The 20,075-nt window shown below is 67.1% G+C and carries 13 protein-coding genes and 5 pseudogenes; 9 read left to right on the top strand and 9 right to left on the bottom strand.

Annotated features, from left to right (window positions below):
• Nucleotides 1–74: 74 nt before the first annotated feature.
• Together MOV08_RS07615 and MOV08_RS07620 are read right to left on the bottom strand one after the other, a co-directional pair.
• Nucleotides 75–892 (bottom strand): IS5 family transposase gene (locus MOV08_RS07615; protein ID WP_420834139.1). Its coding sequence is split into 2 segments (ribosomal slippage): nt 75–541 and nt 541–892, totalling 819 coding nucleotides; the frame shifts between segments, so codons are not numbered across the junction.
• A 211-nt stretch (nt 893–1,103) separates the two neighbouring features.
• Entirely contained in the window at nt 1,104–2,498 is a 1,395-nt protein-coding gene (locus MOV08_RS07620) for an IS1380 family transposase (protein ID WP_275306799.1), read from the bottom strand.
• Nucleotides 2,499–2,684: 186 nt separating this feature from the next.
• Here MOV08_RS07620 and MOV08_RS07625 point away from each other — a divergent pair.
• A protein-coding gene (locus MOV08_RS07625; protein WP_420834112.1) for an IS5 family transposase occupies nt 2,685–3,501 on the top strand; the annotation gives its coding sequence in 2 pieces (ribosomal slippage) (nt 2,685–3,046 and nt 3,045–3,501; 819 coding nt in all).
• Between the two features lie 28 nt (nt 3,502–3,529).
• On the opposite strand, the pseudogene MOV08_RS07630 reads toward MOV08_RS07625, so the two are convergent.
• A pseudogene (locus tag MOV08_RS07630) lies at nt 3,530–3,679 on the bottom strand (IS5/IS1182 family transposase); the annotation flags it as partial.
• Between the two features lie 113 nt (nt 3,680–3,792).
• Here MOV08_RS07630 and MOV08_RS07635 point away from each other — a divergent pair.
• Together MOV08_RS07635 and MOV08_RS07640 are read left to right on the top strand one after the other, a co-directional pair.
• Nucleotides 3,793–5,073, top strand: a complete 1,281-nt coding sequence (locus MOV08_RS07635) for a YncE family protein (RefSeq protein ID WP_275306800.1) — start codon at nt 3,793–3,795, stop codon at nt 5,071–5,073.
• 108 nt (nt 5,074–5,181) lie between these two features.
• Nucleotides 5,182–6,023, top strand: a pseudogene (locus MOV08_RS07640) (IS5 family transposase).
• 19 nt (nt 6,024–6,042) lie between these two features.
• Here the strand turns inward: MOV08_RS07640 and MOV08_RS07645 are convergent.
• From MOV08_RS07645 to MOV08_RS07655, 3 genes and pseudogenes are all read right to left on the bottom strand, one after another.
• Nucleotides 6,043–8,802: a S1 family peptidase gene (locus MOV08_RS07645; protein WP_275306801.1), complete on the bottom strand. Its 2,760-nt coding sequence runs from the start codon at nt 8,800–8,802 to the stop codon at nt 6,043–6,045.
• A gap of 7 nt (nt 8,803–8,809) precedes the next feature.
• Nucleotides 8,810–9,079: pseudogene (locus MOV08_RS07650) on the bottom strand (CU044_2847 family protein); the annotation flags it as partial.
• 162 nt (nt 9,080–9,241) lie between these two features.
• A complete protein-coding gene (locus tag MOV08_RS07655) occupies nt 9,242–9,424 on the bottom strand; it encodes a hypothetical protein (RefSeq protein ID WP_275306802.1) in 183 nt (60 codons plus the stop codon).
• A gap of 365 nt (nt 9,425–9,789) precedes the next feature.
• On the opposite strand from MOV08_RS07655, the gene MOV08_RS07660 reads away from it, so the two are divergent.
• The 3 genes from MOV08_RS07660 (at nt 9,790) to MOV08_RS07670 (ending at nt 12,616) form a co-directional block, all read left to right on the top strand.
• Nucleotides 9,790–10,308 (top strand): hypothetical protein, encoded by a 519-nt coding sequence (locus MOV08_RS07660; protein WP_275306803.1) that lies wholly within the window; start codon nt 9,790–9,792, stop codon nt 10,306–10,308.
• Nucleotides 10,309–10,768: 460 nt separating this feature from the next.
• Complete coding sequence (locus tag MOV08_RS07665; RefSeq protein WP_275306804.1) at nt 10,769–11,569, top strand: alpha/beta fold hydrolase; 801 nt, start codon at nt 10,769–10,771, stop codon at nt 11,567–11,569.
• Between the two features lie 444 nt (nt 11,570–12,013).
• Nucleotides 12,014–12,616 carry a hypothetical protein gene (locus MOV08_RS07670; protein ID WP_275306805.1) on the top strand — a complete coding sequence of 201 codons (603 nt, stop codon included), beginning with the start codon at nt 12,014–12,016 and terminating at the stop codon, nt 12,614–12,616.
• Nucleotides 12,617–12,703: 87 nt separating this feature from the next.
• Here the strand turns inward: MOV08_RS07670 and MOV08_RS07675 are convergent, their stop codons facing one another.
• Nucleotides 12,704–14,995: an MMPL family transporter gene (locus tag MOV08_RS07675; protein ID WP_275306806.1), complete on the bottom strand. Its 2,292-nt coding sequence runs from the start codon at nt 14,993–14,995 to the stop codon at nt 12,704–12,706.
• Between the two features lie 245 nt (nt 14,996–15,240).
• Nucleotides 15,241–15,363: a hypothetical protein gene (locus MOV08_RS07680; protein WP_275306807.1), complete on the bottom strand. Its 123-nt coding sequence runs from the start codon at nt 15,361–15,363 to the stop codon at nt 15,241–15,243.
• A gap of 827 nt (nt 15,364–16,190) precedes the next feature.
• On the opposite strand from MOV08_RS07680, the gene MOV08_RS07685 reads away from it, so the two are divergent.
• Together MOV08_RS07685 and MOV08_RS07690 are read left to right on the top strand one after the other, a co-directional pair.
• Nucleotides 16,191–17,007 (top strand): IS5 family transposase gene (locus MOV08_RS07685; protein ID WP_420834112.1). Its coding sequence is split into 2 segments (ribosomal slippage): nt 16,191–16,552 and nt 16,551–17,007, totalling 819 coding nucleotides; the frame shifts between segments, so codons are not numbered across the junction.
• 535 nt (nt 17,008–17,542) lie between these two features.
• On the top strand, nt 17,543–18,487 hold the full coding sequence (locus MOV08_RS07690) for a methylenetetrahydrofolate reductase (protein WP_275306808.1): 945 nt from the start codon (nt 17,543–17,545) through the stop codon (nt 18,485–18,487).
• A gap of 48 nt (nt 18,488–18,535) precedes the next feature.
• On the opposite strand, the pseudogene MOV08_RS07695 reads toward MOV08_RS07690, so the two are convergent.
• A pseudogene (locus MOV08_RS07695) lies at nt 18,536–18,997 on the bottom strand (transposase); the annotation flags it as partial.
• Between the two features lie 53 nt (nt 18,998–19,050).
• On the opposite strand from MOV08_RS07695, the pseudogene MOV08_RS07700 reads away from it, so the two are divergent.
• A pseudogene (locus tag MOV08_RS07700) lies at nt 19,051–20,019 on the top strand (ISAzo13 family transposase); the annotation flags it as partial.
• Between the last annotated feature and the right edge of the window lie 56 nt (nt 20,020–20,075).

Raw genomic sequence — 20,075 nt, forward strand, 5'->3', positions numbered from 1 at the left:
AGCGAAGCTTTCTCATCACGCTGTACATCCAGCCGATGCCAGACGGATCACGGCGCCCGGCGCACTTAGAGGTCCTAACAAAGGCGTTGGACGTGTCTGTAGGTGATGAGACATGTAGCGAGTCCGAGGAAGGCTTCATGGAGGTCGTCCCGGCGCTCCCATCGGATGCGCAGGCGACGGAAGCCGTGCAGCCAGGCGATGGTTCGTTCGACGACATATCGGAAGACGCCCAGGCCGGAGCCGTGTGGCTCGCCTCGCCGCGCGATCACGGGACGGATGCCGCGCTGCCACAGCAGACGCCGGTACTTGTCGTGGTCGTAGCCACGGTCGGCGAGCAGTGCGTCGGGCCGGTGGCGGGGCCGGCCGACAACCCCGGCGACAGGGGGGATCTTGTCGAGCAGGGGCAGGAGTTGGGTGACGTCGTTGCGGTTGCCGCCGGTCAGCGACACCGCGAGCGGGATGCCTTGGGCGTCGGTGACGACGTGGTGCTTGCTGCCCGGCCGTGCGCGATCGACCGGACTGGGACCGCTTTTGGGCCCCTACGGGCCGCCCGCACATGGGAAGAGTCGATCACCGCCCGGGACCAGTCCAGCTTCTTCGCCGACCGCAGCTTCTTCAACAGCAGCACATGCAGCTGGTCCCACACCCCGGCGGCATTCCAGGCGGCCAGCCGCCGCCAGCAGGTCATACCCGAACCAAAGCCCAGCTCCTGCGGCAGGTACTCCCACTGGATGCCGGTGTGCAGCACGAACAGGATCCCGCACAACGCCTGCCGGTCCGGCACCCTCGGCCGCCCCTCAACCAGCTTCGGCCCCGGCTTGGGCAGCAACGGCTCGACCAACGCCCACAGTTCATCCGACACGATCCACGGCCGCGACTGACGTTTCCCCACGACCAGACCAACGAGCAAATAGGCCAGCAGTCACATGATCAACCACTTCTGTTAGGACCTCTAAGCCTCGATTCACCGGCCCGGTTCTGACGTGATCATTTCTGTGTTCTCGGGGAGGTGGCTGGTTGGAGGGCATGCGGTACCCGCTGGTCTGCCCAGCTTTTCCACATGGGTTTCGGTCGGGCCTTCGCGGGCGGATGAACAGGGTCGGTCACGCTGTTGGGGGCGCATGGGCGGCAGTGAAAAGTTCGGTGAACGCGTCGCGCCAGCGCCACTGTTCGGGCAGGTGCAGCGTCAGGCGTCGGGCTGACCGTGCCAGGCGGGCGGGAACGTGAATCAGGTGTGCGCGGAGGGTGGCGGTGGTGGCCTTGCTGTGGAAGACGGAGGCCAGTGCTCCGGCGCTTCGTAGCAGGTTGTGGGTGAGGGCCCACAGGGTCAGCCAGGCGGCGTTGGCGTTGAAGTGTCCGGAGGGCAGGTGCGCGAGGGGGCCGGCCTTGCCGTCGGCGATGACCTGCTCGATGACCGCGTGGTGGCGGTGCTGCTGTTCGGCCTGGAGGGTTTCGAAGGGGCTGTCGGTGAAGAACGGGTGGTAGCGCCAGGTGGGGAACAGCTCGCCCTGCTCGCCGACGGTGGCAGGTTTGGCCAGGTCACGCACGCGCCGCACGATCAGTCGGGCGGTGACGTGCTCGGCTTTCTTCCGGCCGGTGAAGGCGGTGTAGGCGCCGATCTCGGCGACTTCCGCGTCCGAGATCAGCTCGCCGGTGTCGGGATCGACGACGGCCCTGGGATAGCGGATCGGCTGCCAGGCATCGTCGGGGATGGTGGCGACGGCCCGTTTGATGGACGGGTTCATGCCGCAGGCCAGGGAGAAGTGGGCGCCGGCCCGGCGGCAGGCAGCGACCACATCGGCGTTGTAGAACTGCGAATCGGCCCGCAGGATGCGGATGCCGGTGCAGCCGGCCTCGCCAGCGGTGGCCAGGGCCTCGGTGACCAGCCGCTCGGCGCCGCGGGAGTCGGCCGCCTTGCCCTGCCGCAGTCGGACCGCGGCGATCACCGGCCGCGCTGTCGGGGTGCAGATCGTGGCCAGCAACGGGTGCAGGGTACGTATCCCTTTGAACCGGCCGACCTGGGCGCCCTGCTTGGCGGGGCCGAATACGCGCTTATGGGTGGAGTCGACGTCGATGAAGGCGACTTGGTCGGCGCCGGGCAGCAGCGGGGTGTGCAAGGCCAGGTTCCGCAGGAACTTCCGGTGCACCGCGTGGAGTTGCAGAGCATGGCCGTGGGTGAAGGAGCGCAGGAACGTGCCCAGTGTCGAAGGAGCACGGATCCCCGAGAACGCCGCCGGTATGGCGCCGTGCCGCAGCCGGTCCGCGTCCTCGATGCTGTCCGCTCCCGCGCACATCGCCGCCACCAGCGAGGTCACCTTCGCAACCGGGTTCGCCCCACCGCTGTTGTCCGCGCCGTCGATCCGTACCGTGGCGCGGACCAGCTGTGAAAGCCGTCCCCGCTCGGCAAGACGCATCACCGGGACCAGACCAGCGTCCGCGACCAGATTCCGATCGTCGAACACGGCACAGACCGCCGAAGCGGCATGGGAAGATTGCATCTCGCGGATGTTCTCTCGATCTGTGGACTTGGGACTGTAGGAAGAACCATCATCCCAGGTCAGAGAGCATCCGCGTTCTCATGTCCGGGCTCTGGACCGGCCATTGATCGGTGAATCGAGGCTAAGAGGTCCTAACAGAAGTGGTTGATCATGTGACTGCTGGCCTATTTGCTCGTTGGTCTGGTCGTGGGGAAACGTCAGTCGCGGCCGTGGATCGTGTCGGATGAACTGTGGGCGTTGGTCGAGCCGTTGCTGCCCAAGCCGGGGCCGAAGCTGGTTGAGGGGCGGCCGAGGGTGCCGGACCGGCAGGCGTTGTGCGGGATCCTGTTCGTGCTGCACACCGGCATCCAGTGGGAGTACCTGCCGCAGGAGCTGGGCTTTGGTTCGGGTATGACCTGCTGGCGGCGGCTGGCCGCCTGGAATGCCGCCGGGGTGTGGGACCAGCTGCATGTGCTGCTGTTGAAGAAGCTGCGGTCGGCGAAGAAGCTGGACTGGTCCCGGGCGGTGATCGACTCTTCCCATGTGCGGGCGGCCCGTAGGGGCCCAAAGCGGTCCCAGTCCGGTCGATCGCGCACGGCCGGGCAGCAAGCACCACGTCGTCACCGACGCCCAAGGCATCCCGCTCGCGGTGTCGCTGACCGGCGGCAACCGCAACGACGTCACCCAACTCCTGCCCCTGCTCGACAAGATCCCCCCTGTCGCCGGGGTTGTCGGCCGGCCCCGCCACCGGCCCGACGCACTGCTCGCCGACCGTGGCTACGACCACGACAAGTACCGGCGTCTGCTGTGGCAGCGCGGCATCCGTCCCGTGATCGCGCGGCGAGGCGAGCCACACGGCTCCGGCCTGGGCGTCTTCCGATATGTCGTCGAACGAACCATCGCCTGGCTGCACGGCTTCCGTCGCCTGCGCATCCGATGGGAGCGCCGGGACGACATCCATGAAGCCTTCCTCGGACTCGCTACATGTCTCATCACCTACAGACACGTCCAACGCCTTTGTTAGGACCTCTAAGTGCGCCCGGCAGTAGGCATCATTTCAGGCACTTGGTGGTTGGGCGGCCGTCCCAGCGGTAGCGCGGGGTCGCACGGCGGATGAGCATACGCAGTGCGACGATCGCGGCGGACAGGTAGAGGTAGAAGTCCACGGCCCGGCTGCGCTTCTCGGTGCAGCGCCATAGCCTGTCGCGGGGCGAAGGGCCTTCGGAACGGGTGGTGGCCTCTGCTTTCCACAGAGAATCCACAAGGTCTTCCCTCATCATCGCCGTAGTTTCCAAGGTGAGAAAGGGAAAGCGTGATGGACTTCTCAGGAAAACGGCTGTGGTCGTTGGCACTGGCGCTGACCGTGGGACTGGGCGTGTCGGCATGTGCGGGGAAGGGCAGTGCCCCAAGTAGCCGTACCAGCTCGTCGGCACTCTCCGCAGCAGCCCTCCCGCCGGCCTCGTCCGCATCCGAGCCCTCGTGCCAGTCCTCGGCCGCACCAGCGCAGTCGCAGCTGGGCGGTGTCCACACCGCGAGTCTGACCGTCCCGGCCCGGCCCTTCGGACTGGCCTACGCCCGGACGGGCCACATCGCCTTCGCCGCGTTGAAGACGGAACTCGGGGTGCTGTCCACAGACAGCACCCAGCCCCGGCTCCTACGCAAGACTCCGCTTCCGGCCGCCAGTGTGGGGAAGGAAGGCGCCACCGGCGTCGCCCTCACCCATGACGGACGCGAACTGCTCATCGCCGCGGGCAGCGGAGCGATCGTGGTGGACACGGCCAAGGCTGCGGCAGGAGCACCGGGGGCCGTGCTGGGAACGCTCACCGGCACGGCCGGGACCAGCGCGATCGAGGTGACCGTCTCACCCGATGACCACTACGCCTTCGTCAGCCAGGAATACGGTGACACCGGCACCGGCCACCGCGGCGACATCGAGGTCTTCGACCTGCGCAAGGCACTTCGCGGTGGATTCGGCCAAAGCTCCCTCATCGGCAGCCTGACCCTGGGCCAAGCCGTGGTCGGCACCGCCATCTCCCCCAACGGACGCTGGCTGTACGCGACCAGTGAGGTCGCCCCGGGCCAGAAACCGACAGCAGGCGGCAAGCACGGCGAGCTCAGCGTCATCGACCTCGCCACCTTGGAAGCGACTCCGCAAAAGGCCCTGCGTGGCAGCGTCCTGGCCGGATGCAACCCGGTACGGGTAGCCCCCTCACCGGACGGGAAGACGGTATGGGTCACAGCCCGCAAGAGCAACGCCCTGCTCGCCTTCGACGCCGCAAAACTCACCACCGACCCCCAGCACGCCCTGCTGACTTCCGTTCAGGTCGGCACCGCCCCCGTCGGACTGACCTTCGTACGAGGCGGCAGCCGCATCATCACCGCCGACACCAACCGATTCCACACCCCAGGCGCCACCACCGGACTGACCGTGGTCGACACCCGGGCCGCCCTCACCGGCAAACCAGCCAACCTCGGACGCATCCAAACCGGCGCCTTCCCCCGAGAGTTCGCTCTCAGCCCCGACGCAAAGACCCTGCTCGTCTCGGACCACGACTCAAACCAAATCCAAGCGATCGACACCACCACGCTGCCATAGAAGCGCCCGGCAGCAGGCGCGCTCGGTGGCCTATCGGGCGCCGGAGACCGAGCAGGCACGAGCCCAGGCGATCATGGAATTCTACACTCAGTGATCACCGGAGGGCTCGTGCCTGTCCTTCCACCATGCGTGCTCGAACCGCTGTGGACCAGTTCGCGGCGCTACTGCCCAAGCACGTCGACACGCACCCGCTCGGCTGCCACAACCCGCGCGTCCCCGACCGTGTCGTCTTCGATCACGTCATCGCCGCCCTCGTACACGGCTCCGGCTACGAGCGCATCGCCGGCCCCGGCTGCTCGGACCGCACGATCAGACGCCGCGTCACGTACTGGGCCCAGCTCGGGATAGCCGAGCAGATCCACGCACTCGCCCTTCAGGCGTACGACCGCACGATCGGCCTGGAGCTCGACGAACTGCCCGTTGACGGCTGCATCACCAAGGCCCCCTGCGGCGGCGAGGCCGCCGGGCGCTCCCCGGTGGACCGGGGCAAACAGGGCCTGAAGCGCTCGGTGGCCACCGAGGGCACCGGCGTTCCGCTGGGCATCATCTCGGCTGGGGCCAACCGCCACGACTCCCCACTGCTCGTGCCCACCCTCAAGGCCGCCGACGAGCAGGTCGGCGGGCTTCCCGATCAAGTCAACGTGAACCTGGACCGCGGCTACGACAGCGACAAGACCCGTTGCGCGCTCGTGGAGTTGGGCTTCACCGGCGAGATCGCCCGCACGGGCGTCCCCGCCACGGTCCAGGCCGGCAAGAGGTGGGTGGTGGAGCGGAGCCACGCGTGGATGAACGGCTTCGGCAAGCTACGGCGCTGCACCGAGAAGCGCAGCCGGGCCGTGGACTTCTACCTCTACCTGTCCGCCGCGATCGTCACACTGCGTATGCTCATCCGCCGTGCGACCCCGCGCTACCGCTGGGACGGCCGCCCAACCACCAAGCGCCTGAAATGACACCTACTGCCGGGCGCTCTTAGGGCAGATCGTCGTCCGTCTCCCCCGGGTAGACGGCTGTGGTGGGCATCAACCTGTAGTCCGTGACCGATTCCTGCGCCAGGAGGCGTGCGACCGTGAGCCGGTACGGTTCCAGGGCGTCCCGTTCGGCGGGCGTCAGGTGCTGTGAATCGGCAACGGCGAGGGCGGATGCCAGCACCTTCGCCGCTTCTGCCGCTTCCGCCTGCCGGTCGGCCCCGCTCAGCAGCAGGCCGTAGTTGTTGTAGACCGCGACGACCAGCCCCGACCATCCGTGCTCGTCCTCGCGGGCCAGGTCGAGCGCAACCTCGGCGGCCTCCTCGGTCACGCGCAGCGCGGAATCCGGTTTCCCGGCCGTGGCCGACACGGTGCCCAGGCGCGTCAAGGCTTGGACGAGCAGCGGCCGGTGGGCCGGGTCGCGCCGCGCCAGGGTCCTGCGCGCCTTGGCTGCTCGCCGGGCGACCCGCAGGGCCGGGCGGCGCCGGTCGAGCACCACCAGCCGGTAGCCGAGGACGTCGAGGCAGTCGGCATGGACGGGTCTGTACGCGTCGGGATCGGCTCGAGCGAGCTTCGCGGCGAAGGCCACGGCTGTGCGGGCGTGCCACCAAGCATGGTCCGGCTCACCGCGGGCCTCGAAAAGGTCTCCGATCTCGCGCACCGCCTGGAGCAGCTGCGCGGCCGTCTCCCTGCCCTTCGGGGACCAGATCCGAGAGGAGAAAGAGCGTTTGTAGCGCAGCATCAGCGCGCCGAGGATTTCGTGGACCACCTCCGAGTTCCGCCTCGTCCGGGCCACCCGCTGGTGGAGGGGCAGCAGCACATCGAAATAGTCGGCGCTCTCCAGTACCTCCTGGAGCACGTCCCATCCGGGGGTTCCCGAGCTCAGTACGCCGGCGGCAGCCGGGAGGAAGTCCAGGGGACGGGTGCGGATCAGGGTGCCTATTGTCTCCATCAGCCAGTTGGCCGGCTCGTGGGAGCCCCGGCGGTGCAGGGCGACACGGGTGCGGTCGAGGACCGTCATGGCCTGCTCGGCCTGTTCGAAGGTGCAGTCGGCGAGTACGGAGGTCAGCAGGCCGACGGACGCGTCGGCGCTTTCGGCGTCGTCGATCACCTGGGACAGCAGCAGCTCGGCGAGCCGGTCGGGTTGCAGGGGTGCCCAGTACAGGCCGGGGTGCGGGTAGAGCCGGTGCAGCAGTTCGGCGGCGCTCGCCAAGGCATGCTCCGGCAGCGTCTCCAGGCGGCCGAGGGCCGCCTCGGCCTGCTCGGCGGAGACGGCGGAGAACAACGCGGGCAGCAGCAGGACGCGCCTGACCGACGCGTCTTGCGTGGGCAGTGCCGGCTGGTGCCCCCGCGCCAGGTCGGTCCAGTACTGCTGCTCACGGCCGAGCACGCGCCCCAGCGGGTCCCCCGACCCGACGCGGACTCCGTCACGGCGCGCCAGTACCTCATCCAGGGCCAGTGCGTGAAGGCTCAGTACGTCGTCGGGGCCGTCGGCTCCTGGCCCGGCCGGAGGTGCCGAGGCGGGCCCGCCGATGATGGCGGCGTGGAACGCCTGCCATGCGGCGGACAGCACCGGACCGGGTCCGGTGCGCTCGCCGAGCGGGGAGAGGCGGACCGGATCGCCGTCCACGACGTCCCGGTTCTTCAGACTGGTCCACCACGGGCCGCCCGACCGGGCGAGCAGCAGCACGCGCACCATGCCGGGCTCTTCCTGTTCCAGGGCCGTCAGCAGCGACTTGTTGGGATCGGTGCGCGTTTCGGCGTAGTCGACCACCACCAGCACCCGGTACCCGGCGTCCACAGCCTCCGATATCCGTGGACTGGTTTCGTGCGGGTCGCCCGGCAGAAAGCCGGCGATCCAGCCCTTCTCGCGGAGCACCTGGCACAGCCGCATCGCGAGGCGGGTCTTGCCCGAGCCGCCCGGCGCGGTGACCAGACGCATGCCCCTGTCGTCCGGCCGCAGGCACCAGTCGAGGAGGTCGTCCAGTTCGGGCCGGGCGATGAAGGGCACCACTTCGTTGCGGGTCTGCAGCCACCAGGACGGTGGCCGGTCCCGCCGGGGAGCCGCAACGCGTGCCGGGTGCCGGTCCGCACCGAACAGCCGGGCGTGCAACTCGGCTCTGCGCGAGGCCAGATCGAACCAGGCGGTGCCCGGCCGGTGCCGGGCTCCGCCCCCGGCGGCTGCCGCGTGCTCGGCGATGACGTGGGCCGGGACGATCCAGCCTCCCTGCACCTCCCGGCGTTCGCGTGATGCCTTGACCATGCCGCACACCCTGCCGGTCATCGTGTCCAGCACCAGAGCGCCGCTGAGGCCCGCCTCGATCCGGTCGTCCTTGACCCCCAGCAGGGAGCCGGCCGGGCCACGGACGGTCAGCGACAGCGAGTCCCGCTGCACGTCCGGCTCGGCGGTGAATCGGCTGAAGCCGCGGGCCAGGACGACCGTGCCGGCCTGCGGCGGCTCCTCGGCGAGCCACACCCCTTGCCGGTCCAGCGGCTCGTGCAGACGGACCAGGGCGATGTCCGGGCTGTCGTAGTACCCGTCGCCGCCACGCCGTGGCGGATGGCGGGCGATCACGGTACCGGTACGGTCAGCGGAACCGGACGTCCAAACCAGCACCTCGTCCGCGGCCCTCTCGACGACGTGGGCGCAGGTGACGACCAGTTCCGGGGCAAGGACGAATCCGCTGCCCTTGAACCCTCCGTCGACGTATATCGCCACGGCGTGGCTGTCCGCGAGTTCGATCAGACGAGGGTCCAGCTCCACGGCGGGCTCAGTTTCCCGTCCGGAGGCCGCCCTCGGTGGCCCGGTCCCAGCCCATCCGGACGGTGACGCTGGCCTCGCCGCCGGTCTCGGCGATGACCGCGACCAGCTTTCCCGTCTTCACCGCCAGCTTGACCCCGAATTCGACGTCGATCCGGTCGGGCGGTTCGGGCAGTGACTCACGGACGCTCTCCAGCGCCCACCGGCCGACCTCGCTCAGTGCCTGGCGCGTCTGCGACAGCCGGAGGCGTCCGGTGTCGGCGACATCGGACCCCCTGCCGACAAGACCTCGGCCAGCACGACCTCACCGCTGTCCAACTCGACCTCGACCAGATGGCTCCGCCCGCTCACCACAGTCCCCCCGCTGTTCCTCAGTCCGTTCGACTGGTGGCGCGAGTATATCCCCGCCGCCTCTTCGGCATCGGAGGGCAACACGCCTTCTTTAGGCGGGAGTTGGCGGGGCACCCTCGCTTTGCCGCTGACCGGTGGCGTCGTGCGCTTGCCGCACGAATGCCAGAACTCGGTCGGCGAGTTCGGGGAGGGCCGCCCGTACCGGCTCGCTCAGGCCGGTGCCCAGTGCGGCGTCGGCCGCTTCCACGGCGTGCACGACGAGCGCACGCGGCAACCGGTCGTGGACTCCAGCCCTTGCACCCCTCCTCCCCACTCCAGCACTTGAAAGGTCCCATCCTTGTCTCGATTCTCAATAACTTGCCTGGGTTTATCGAGCAGTAGAAACTCACCTACAAAGGCAAGTTGGTCTTCGATCCTGACGTAGAGTGCCGTTGCGAGGGTGTCCAAGTCAGTCTTCACACAACGACGTTGGATGCCCTCGCGCCATGTCCGCAGGCGATCCCCTGGACTCAGTTGGCGCGGGCGCCGGGGGTCGGCGGCTGTCCGGTCGAAGCCGAAGGTATCCATCCCCCGTGCGGGGGAGTCGAGTTGGACCTTGCGCGTGATTCGGCGGAGCGGACCGCGAGCCAGCATGGGGCCATGGTCACGTTTGGGACACCGACAGCCGCTGCCGTCTCCGAGAATAAGCCCCCTGCCCGTTGGGTGGTCCGAGTCGCGCACCTTGCGGCACTCACTGCTGCGCCGTCCGGGATCTGGCGGATCGCGATGGGGGTCGGCATACCGGTGGGGTTCAACACCACGGGATGGGACATCCCCAGCTGGTTCAGCGCCATGTGCATCGCGATGAGTTTGGGTACCGAAGGGCTCACGTTGCTCACACTGGGGCTGGTCAAGCCCTGGGGCGAGGTCGTGCCGGGCTGGATCCCGCTGATCGGGGGGAAGCGTGTCGCGCCACTGGCGGCGGTGATTCCGGCGTTGCTCGGCGCGGCCGTTGTGATGCTGTTGACGATCCCCCGGGCGGGCGGCTTCGGAGGGGCCCAGGGAGCCCCGACCGGGCCGGCGCTCGTCGTGATGGACACCTGTTACGCACCACTGCTGCTGTGGGGACCACTGCTCGTGGTCGTCACGATCTCCTACTACCTGCGGTGCCTGAACTGAGCAGGCACAGTCAACCTCGTTGGATCGCACAACGGGCCATGGCAGTGGATCTCACGCCGCACCGTCAGCAGAGCCGGGGAGAACTGACTGCGCTCTCCGCCATGGGTCACTTCGGCCCATCTGAATCAATTGGGTGTGGCGTCGATTGTGCACTGCATCGGTAGCGCTTCTATCTGCTCCTACGCGCCCCTGCGTCCCGTCTATGCATCGCAGCCTGAGACAGGCATCGTGACGAGTGCCAACGTGCGTGGCCCCGCTGGCGGGCGTATGAGCAGGCCCGCCACCGTTCCTCATCCGAGGCCGTCCAACTGGACGTCGGTGCAAGGGCTCGAACGTCTGCCCGTCTCCAGGCGAAATCTGACTGGCTGACACTTCAGGGAACTTGCCTTGCTGAGCCTGTCCGAGAGGCTTCGTGTGCAGGGGAGGCGGGGGGTGAGGGCGGTTCCAGAAAGGATCCCTCATGGTGTGGCTGCGGGAGCGTCATCAAGCCGTGCAGGCCCCGGCCCGCGAGGGACGGTACGCGGATCTGTACACACGCTGGTTCGGGCCCCTTCCCTCCGCAGATGCACCGGTGATCGTTTTGATTCACGGGCTGGGTCTGTCGGGCAGATATTTCACTCCCATCGCGCGACGACTGGCGGCGAGAGGGCACACCGTCGTGGTGCCCGACCTACCGGGCAACGCCCGGCCTCGTGCCTCGGTCCGCGCCACGCCGGATGTCCAGGAACTGGCGGCGATGCTGGGGCGCTGGCACACCGCCGTCGGCATCGGCCAGTGTGTGCTGGTGGCGCATTCGGCCGGCTGCCAGGTGTCTTCAGCGTTCGCGGCTCGGAATCCGCAGCTCGTCGCACGCATGGTCCTGACCGGCCCGGCCCCCGACCCCGACGTGCCATCTGCCTGGCGTCAGCTGTGGCGCCTGTTGGCTGATGCGCCGCGTGAGCCTTTGCCTTTGCTGTTCCTCGTGATTCGGGACTATCTGCGTACGGGACCGCTCCGGTTCCTGTCCGCACTGCGCCGGGCACTGAGTGACGCTGAAGGACCGTTTGAGGCGCGTTTGTCGGTGATTTCCGCGCCTACGCTCGTCATCCGTGGATCCAGCGACACCCTCGCGTCCGCGGAATGGACGGAGCGCGCTGCCGCCCTCCTCGAAAGGGGGCGCGCGATAGTGGTGAGCGGCGCAGGCCACGCGGTTCACTTCAGGAAGCCGCAGATTGTTGCCGCTCTGATTGAAGATTTTTTGTGCGAAGGAACGGGCTCCTGACGGCTGTGCGGCGCCTGAGGAATGGCGATGTCGTCCCGTAGTGAGGCTCTGCGCCGAGGTGCTGCGCTTGGCTTTGCCATGAGCCGGCACGTGGCGTTTGTTCGCCATGACGGGCTGACGGTCAGGCATGTGGCCCGTGGCGGGAAACGGGAATCGATTCACCAGTCACATTGATGTGAAAGGCGATATGCGAATGCAGGCAAGTTAAGGAAAGGGAGTTGAGGTGCAGGCAGGGCGCACTCGCTGAAATCCCTGAAAGGTAGATCTTTTTTCTTTTGCCGATTTAACCGTTGCGAAATCCAGCCACCTTGGCAAACATGGCCTGTAAGCGAAATCATCCGGCGCATGCTGGGCCTGTCCGGTATGCGCTGAATCGCATCACCGACAGAATGGGTCACACTCATGAGGCTAGTCGGAAAACCATCGGCGGCCCCTCGTTCAGCAATGAAGAGGGCAAAGTACGCCGCAACTGCCGTCGCTTTCAGCGCGGTCTTCGTCACGCTCGGCGGGAGCCAGCCCGTGCAGGCGAAGGAGGCGCGGGCGCATATTCTGGCACCGCTTCCCCAGATCACCTGTGACAATGTCACAGCCACGGTCAACTACAGCAAGCCCTTCTTCCTGCAGGGAACCACGAGCGCTGTAGAGACGTCCAACAACATCAAACTCGGTTCCGAGGGCTTGGCGCATGTCCCTTGCCTGGGTGACACATCGGGCAAGGGAATCGTCGGAGGCCACGGATTTCTGGTCGCCCAGAAGGTCGGAAACTGCGTCAACGTCACAGTCAATGGCGTGGCACACATCACCTGGACCAACGCGCGTGGGCAGGATGTCGGCACGAGCGAGATCACCTATACCGCCGCGGGTCCCATCGTGGACACGGTGATCCTCGGCGGAACGGTGACCGAAGGCGACACGTTCCTCAACAACGAAGTCACCAACAACAGCATCAACGACGACAACGTGTTCCAGACGGCTGCGGAATGCGCCTCCAACACGGGCGTCTTGACGCAAAGCGGCGGCGCCCAGCTGATTCTGACGACACAGTGACGTCAGACGACAGCAGGTGAACGGGCAAAACGTGGTGGGGCGGGGATCCCAATCCCGCCCCACCACCATGTGTTCGTTCAATCCGCTTCACTTGATCGGTCCGTGGCGGCGACTGAACCGCGGGAACCACCAGTTCGCGCGGCCGGCCAGCCGCATGACCGCGGGCACGAGCAGCATGCGCACGAGGGTCACGTCCAATACGACCGCGACCGCGAGGGCGAAGCCGATCTGCTTGATCTCCGCCACGTCGACCAGGACGAAGGAGCCGAAGACGGCGGTCATGACGGCGGCGGCAGCGGTGATCGGCACCGCCGTCTGCGCCACACCCTCGACGACGGCGGCCGAGTTGTCGCCGGTACGACGCCAGGCTTCCTGGATCCGCCGGACGAGGAACAGTTCGTAGTCCATGGAAACCGCGAACAGGAATGCGAAAGTGAGCAACGGCAGAAACGCTTGAATCGTGCCGGTGCTGGTGAATCCAAGGGGCCCTTCCAGATGGCCGAACTGGAAGACCCATACGGTCAGCCCATAGGCGGCCAGGGCGCCCAGCATGTTCGTCAGAAATGCCTTGACGGGCACCGGAATACTGCGGAAGACGGCTATGAGGAAAAAGAAGGAGAGAATGAGGATGAAGGAAATGATGAACCAGAGCTTTCCTGTGGTCTCATTGCTGAGGTCGAGGTGCTCCGCGGTCATTCCGCCGACGAGCACCCTCGCTCCGGGTACGTCCGCGAGCGCCTCCGGGATGACCTGTCCGCGCAGCCGCATGACCAGTTTCATGGCCTCGGCACTGTCCGAAGCGGCCACCGGCACGACCGAAAGCACCGTACTTCGCGAATCCGCGCTGACCAGAAGCCGCTTCGCGGTGATCCGGAGGGTGGCGGGGGTGGGCCGCTCCGGCGGCGTCCCCGGTTGCGTCAGAGTGCTGACCGAGTCGACGGAGTACACCGCCGGGTCGTGCGCCAGCCGTGCGCTGAGCCGCGTGACCGCGTCGAGATCGCGTTGGGAAAGGGGGCCATGTGCGGTGGTGTAGACGAGGTTGACCGGCATGGACTGGCCGGGTGTGAAGCCCCGCTCGACGAGGCGCTGCCCCTTGCCGACCGTCGTCCCCTTGATCGCCGGCACACCGAGGTCGACGCCCAGCCGCAGGTGAAGCGTGGGCAGAGCGAGCAGGCAGAGCGCTCCCGCGGCCAGCACCGTGACGAGGACGGGCCGCCGCATCACCCGCCGCGCGAACGCGGCGAACCATGGTGAACCGGTCTCCGCCAGGGCGCCTCCGGCCCTCGTGTGCCAGGGAATGCGCCCTTTCTCCAGCCGCTGGCCAAACAGGGCAAGGAGAGCGGGCAGCAAGGTGAGCCCGGCAAGCAGGGTGCAGGCCGCCGCGATCATCGCACCCACACCGATCTGCCGGATGGTGGGTGCATCGATGAACAGCAGACCGGACATGCCCAACACGAACACGATGCCGGACAGCACAATGGTGGTGCCCGCATGCCGCATGGCCGCGGCAATCGCCTCCTGCACGACCTGGGTGGAAGGGGGCTCTCGGCCGATGCGGCGCTGGGCGAGCTCGACGCGGAACCGGGAGACGACGAACAGCGAGTAGTCGATGCCCAGGGCCAGCCCCATCATCGGGATGATGGTCTCCAGCGTGGAGTCGAAGCGGGTGAACGAACTCAACGCCCCGACTACACCGAACGCGACGAGCACGCCGGCGCCGGCCATCAGGATCGGCACGCAGGCGGCGACCGCCGTTCCCATCGCGACCAGCAAGAGAAGCAGGGCGACCGGGACACCGATCAACTCGGCTCGCTGGGTGCCTGCTTTCTCCTGCGTGATGATCTCTGAGAACACTCCGGAGTAGCTGACCAGATCCGCCTCGACCCGACGGTCCTGTCCGCGCTGGAGAAAGGCCGCCAATCGCTGTACGACGTCCTGCAGTCTCGGTGCATCGCGTTGCAGTGCGTCCTTGGTGCCGCGGAAGAACACACCGGCCAGAGCGGTGTGTTTGTCCGCGGACACCCGGCCCGTGACGGAGAAAGGCGACACCGTTCGCTGCACATCCGGGTCCCGTTGCAGGCCCAGGGAGACGCCCGCAATCAGCGTCCGGAACAGCGGATCGTTGACGGTCAACGTGGAGGAGTGGAAGACGATCACGCCGACCTCAGGCCCCAGTTTCGGGAACGTGGTGCTCAGCAGCTGTTCCACGTGCGCGGATTCGCTGCCATTGACCCGTGCCGTCCGGGCGGTCTCATGCTGGGTAAAGGACGGGATCTGCGACAGAGCGACCATCATGGCGAGCAGCCAGCAGCCGACCACGACACCGGGCCGTGCCGCCATCACGCGGGCAAGTCGGACTACCCAAAGTTCCTGGTTCAATGGCACGCCTTCCGCGGTTACTTCACGACGAACAGGGACTGCCGTTCCTTGGTTCGCTTGTGGACCTGCTGCTCGGCTCGTATCGGGCGAGCGCTGTCGTCAACGTGCCGGCGTGGCCGCCTTGCCGGCTCCGGTACCGCCCAATGAGCAGTGAAATGCGGAGAATTGTGAAGGGTGGTAGCTGTGCTGTGCCAGCCGTCGGATGTGGTGGTCTACGTGGGAAGCCCACAGTGATATCCGCGGGACTACTGGCTCAGGCCGATGGCGACCACGAGGCCGCGGCCGTAGCCCGAGGCCGGTTCGTCGGGGCCGACGCAGTGCTTGTGCTGTTGGACGCAGTGCTTGTGCTGTTGATGGTGAGTGCGCAAGCCTGACGCTGAGCAGTCCGATCTTGGCAGTGTAGGCGCGGATGGCTGTCGGTCCCGAACGATGCGGGCGATGGCGCAGTCGTCCTTGTCGTCTGCGGAGTTGTAGGTGCATCCGCTGGGCAGTCCGGTGACGCCGAGGGTTGTCGGGGGCAGTTGGATGGACACGTCCACGTCCGTGGCCTGGTTGCGCTTCAGGCCGACGTGACCTCGGCAGCCTGAGAGGCGGCGGAGACGGTGATTGTGGGTGCCTCCTGGGCGGCTTCATCGGCCAGTTGGTACGCAGCAGGAACGTGCCGGCAGAGGGGCCGGGATCGACGCGCGGGGTCAGGGACCGGTGACGGTGGTATCGACGGGACGCTCCTGAGGGGGCGAAGTATCCGATGCCGGCGCTTTCGGTGGGGAGGCCGCCCATGCTGCCCGTGCAGGACACGAGCGAGGCGAAGGCATCCAGGCTGCCGGGCAAGTTGTCGCCCGCGGAGAAGCCTTCGCCGTCTTGGGGGCGAAGGCCGGCGGGGAGGTGAAGTTGACGATGAAGGCTTTGCCCGGCGCGAGCGAGGTCGGCGTGACCGATGCTGTCGGCGCGGCATGTGTCGATCCCGGAAGGCCGGCGTGAGGCAGACGGTCAAGGCCAGAACGGCGAGTCTGATCAAGGGCTCGACGTGCGAGCCAGCTGTCGTTGTGCGCATGAAGTACTCCGTGCGTGCCGATGTTCAGTCGCGGCGCTGGAGAAGAGAGCCCGACCTCCTACGGCCCACAACGCGACTAAGAGGTCCTAACAGAAGTGGTTGATCATGTGACTGCTGGCCTATTTGCTCGTTGGTCTGGTCGTGGGGAAACGTCAGTCGCGGCCGTGGATCGTGTCGGATGAACTGTGGGCGTTGGTCGAGCCGTTGCTGCCCAAGCCGGGGCCGAAGCTGGTTGAGGGGCGGCCGAGGGTGCCGGACCGGCAGGCGTTGTGCGGGATCCTGTTCGTGCTGCACACCGGCATCCAGTGGGAGTACCTGCCGCAGGAGCTGGGCTTTGGTTCGGGTATGACCTGCTGGCGGCGGCTGGCCGCCTGGAATGCCGCCGGGGTGTGGGACCAGCTGCATGTGCTGCTGTTGAAGAAGCTGCGGTCGGCGAAGAAGCTGGACTGGTCCCGGGCGGTGATCGACTCTTCCCATGTGCGGGCGGCCCGTAGGGGCCCAAAGCGGTCCCAGTCCGGTCGATCGCGCACGGCCGGGCAGCAAGCACCACGTCGTCACCGACGCCCAAGGCATCCCGCTCGCGGTGTCGCTGACCGGCGGCAACCGCAACGACGTCACCCAGCTCCTGCCTCTGCTCGACAAGATCCCCCCTGTCGCCGGGGTTGTCGGCCGGCCCCGCCACCGGCCCGACGCACTGCTCGCCGACCGTGGCTACGACCACGACAAGTACCGGCGTCTGCTGTGGCAGCGCGGCATCCGTCCCGTGATCGCGCGGCGAGGCGAGCCACACGGCTCCGGCCTGGGCGTCTTCCGATATGTCGTCGAACGAACCATCGCCTGGCTGCACGGCTTCCGTCGCCTGCGCATCCGATGGGAGCGACGGGACGACATCCATGAAGCCTTCCTCGGACTCGCTACATGTCTCATCACCTACAGACACGTCCAACGCCTTTGTTAGGACCTCTAAGGGGAAAGTCCCAGCCACCCCGCGGCCTGGCTAGAGCGCGCGAAAGCGAGCAGGGGCGCAGCACGGCCATCCCCCACACAAATGCGATACGGAAGCGCCAGCTGTGACACCTGGCCCGCACTGAGGCAACGCTCCTTCTGCGGCATCGGGCTTGGCAACCTCTCATCGTTACTGGCGACGCCGCGTTATGGGTTGAGCGCTACCGGTGGACAGTGGACTCTCAGCGGGTTCGAGAACTGAGCGCGCTGACCGTCTCGTCGCGGTGCCTGTACACCTGCCACACGACCCGTCAGGCAGAGCCTCGTGCCACAGCAGCCACGTTTGCCCTGTTGTGATGCGACGCGCCGCTCGGGTCCTGTCCTGGGTGGCGTGCAGCCGTGAGCAATTGTCAAACCCTGTGGATCTGATCGCTCCCTCACGGCCGGGCGTCGATCGCATCGTCAGCTGCGATGACGACGAGCCGCGTTTCGTCTCACAGACTGGCGCTTTGCCGTTGCCTGGTGGATGAGCTGCTAGCTTCCGCGTCATGGTGGACCGTGACGACAGGACAGCCGACCGGATGCTGGTGGCCGGTGCCGAGGGTGGTGTCCTGGTGTTCGGTATCACGCCGCCGCGGCTGAGTACCACGCCCGAGCGGATCCGGGAGATCACCGCGGCTACCTTGGCGCGGTTGGACTTCCTCGATGTGGACGCTCTGGCGCTGTACGACATCGCCGATGAGAGCGACCGCAATCCGGCGGAGCGGCCGTTTCCGTATCTGCCGACGATCGATCCCGCCGTGTATCACGCGGAGTACCTCGGCGGGTGGAACCGCCCCGCGGTCATCTACCGGTGCGTCGGCAAGTACACCGAGGCGGAGCTGCGGACCTGGCTGCAGATGGCCGACACCGACCGCGTGCTCTCCGTCTTCGTCGGCGCGTCCTCGAAGGGCAAGGCGGTGCGGACCGGCTTGTCCGAGGCGCAGGCCCTGCGCCTCGACGCTCGTCCGGACCTGCTGCTCGGCGGCGTCGCCATCGCCGAACGCCCCGAGGAGCATCAGCGGCTGCTCGCCAAGCACCAGGCGGGATGCGCGTACTTCATCTCGCAGGTCGTCTACAACCCTGACGCGGCCAAGAGCATGGTCTCCGACTACTACTACGCTTGCCGCGAGCGGCAGCTGGAACCCAAGCCCGTCCTGTTCACGCTCTCGGTGTGCGGGTCGGTGAAGACGCTGGCGTTCCTCAAGTGGCTCGGCGTGGACGTCCCACGCTGGCTGGAGAACTCTCTGCGCCACGCGGACGACACGCTGGCCGAGTCCTACCAGCACTGTCTGGCGAACGCCCGCGACTTGATTGCCTTCTGCCGCAAACTCGGCATGCCGTTCGGTTTCCTCGTGGAGAGCGTGTCGATCCGCAGGGTCGAGATCGAGGCTTCGGTCGCTCTGGCTGCCGAACTGGGCCGACTGCTGGGGCGAGGCCGACCGTCCGCATGAGGCCGGTCGTGAACGTGCAGCTGCCGGATCCTGCGATTGGGACGTAGCTCAGGCTGCTGTCATCTCCTCGCGTTCGACGAGGACGCCCTTGTCGAAGCGGGCTCCGGCGCGGACGAGGGCGACGAGGTGGGGCGCGTTCACAGCTCGCCAGCGGGCCTGGGCGGACTCGACGAGCTTGAACACCATCGCCAGGGCGGCGGCCCGGGAGCCGGCACCCTTGGTGACCTTGGTCCGCAGCCGGACGGTCGCGAAGGTCGACTCTATGGGGTTCGTGGTGCGCAAGTGGATCCAATGCTCTGCGGGGAAGTCGAAGAACGCCAGCAGCTCGTCCTCGTCGTCGACGATCTTCTTGACCGCCTTGGGGAACTTCGCCCCGTACTGCTTGGCGAACGCCTTGATGGCCTTGGCCGCGTGCTCCTTGTCCTCGGCGTTGTAGATGTCCTGGATGGCCTTCTTCGCTGCGGGCTGGGCCGACTTCGGGAGACTGTCCAGACAGTTGGCCGTCTTGTGAAGCCGTAAAGAATCAAGGTGCTGCTTTACAGGTGTGGGCTCGTTGTCAGGGTATGGCGGTTCCGGAGGAGATCTGTTCCCAACTCCAGTGCAGGTTCTCGGTGTTGTTGCCCCATCTGAACGAGCGGCAGCGGCGGCTGGCCCTGGCCACCGAGGCCCGACTGATCGGGCATGGCGGGATACGGGCGGTAGCGCGGATCGCGCAGGTCAGCGAGACGACCGTGCGTCGTGGCGTGTCGGAACTGGAAGCGGGGGCCGGGCCACTGCTGGACGGCCGGGTGCGTGCACCAGGCGGAGGCCGCAAGCGGGCTGAAGCCAACGATCCTGCCCTGCTCAAAGCCTTGTTGGGCCTGGTCGAGCCGGACGAGCGGGGAGATCCTCAGTCTCCGCTGCGGTGGACAACGAAGTCGCTGCGCAACCTGGCCGAGGAGCTGACCCGGCAGGGGCACCCGGTGTCCGCGCCGACGGTGGGCCGGCTACTCAAGCAGGAGGGCTTCAGTCTGCAGGCGAACGCCAAGACTCTCGAGGGTGCCCAGCATCCCGACCGGGATGCCCAGTTCCGCTATATCAACGAGCAGGTCAAGCAGCACCAGGCCGACGGTGAGCCGGTAATCAGCGTGGACACGAAGAAGCGGGAGCAGATCGGACGGCTGCCCATGGCCGGCCGCGAGTGGCGGCCCAGGGGCGACCCGGTCGAGGTGGAGGACCATCACTTCTTCTTCAGCGGTCCGGACGTTCAGCAGGCGATCCCGTACGGGATCTACGACATCGCCCGCAACACCGGCTGGGTCAACGTCGGTGTCGACCACGACACGTCGGTCTTCGCGGTCGAGTCCATCCGCCGCTGGTGGCGCTGTCGCGGCAGCCTCGACTACCCAAAGGCGTCACGGCTGCTGATCACCTCGGACGCGGGCGGCTCCAACGGTTACCGCTATCGGGTCTGGAAGAGCGAACTGGCTGCTCTGGCCGCCGAGACGGGCCTAACGATCACGGTGTGTCACTTTCCTCCGGGCACAAGTAAAGTCGGGTAGCCGGAGGGATTCGCACCCTCCGGCTCCCACAGATCCGTACGTGACGA

It is taken from the genome of Streptomyces yunnanensis (assembly GCF_029011865.1).
GTDB lineage: Bacteria > Actinomycetota > Actinomycetes > Streptomycetales > Streptomycetaceae > Streptomyces > Streptomyces yunnanensis.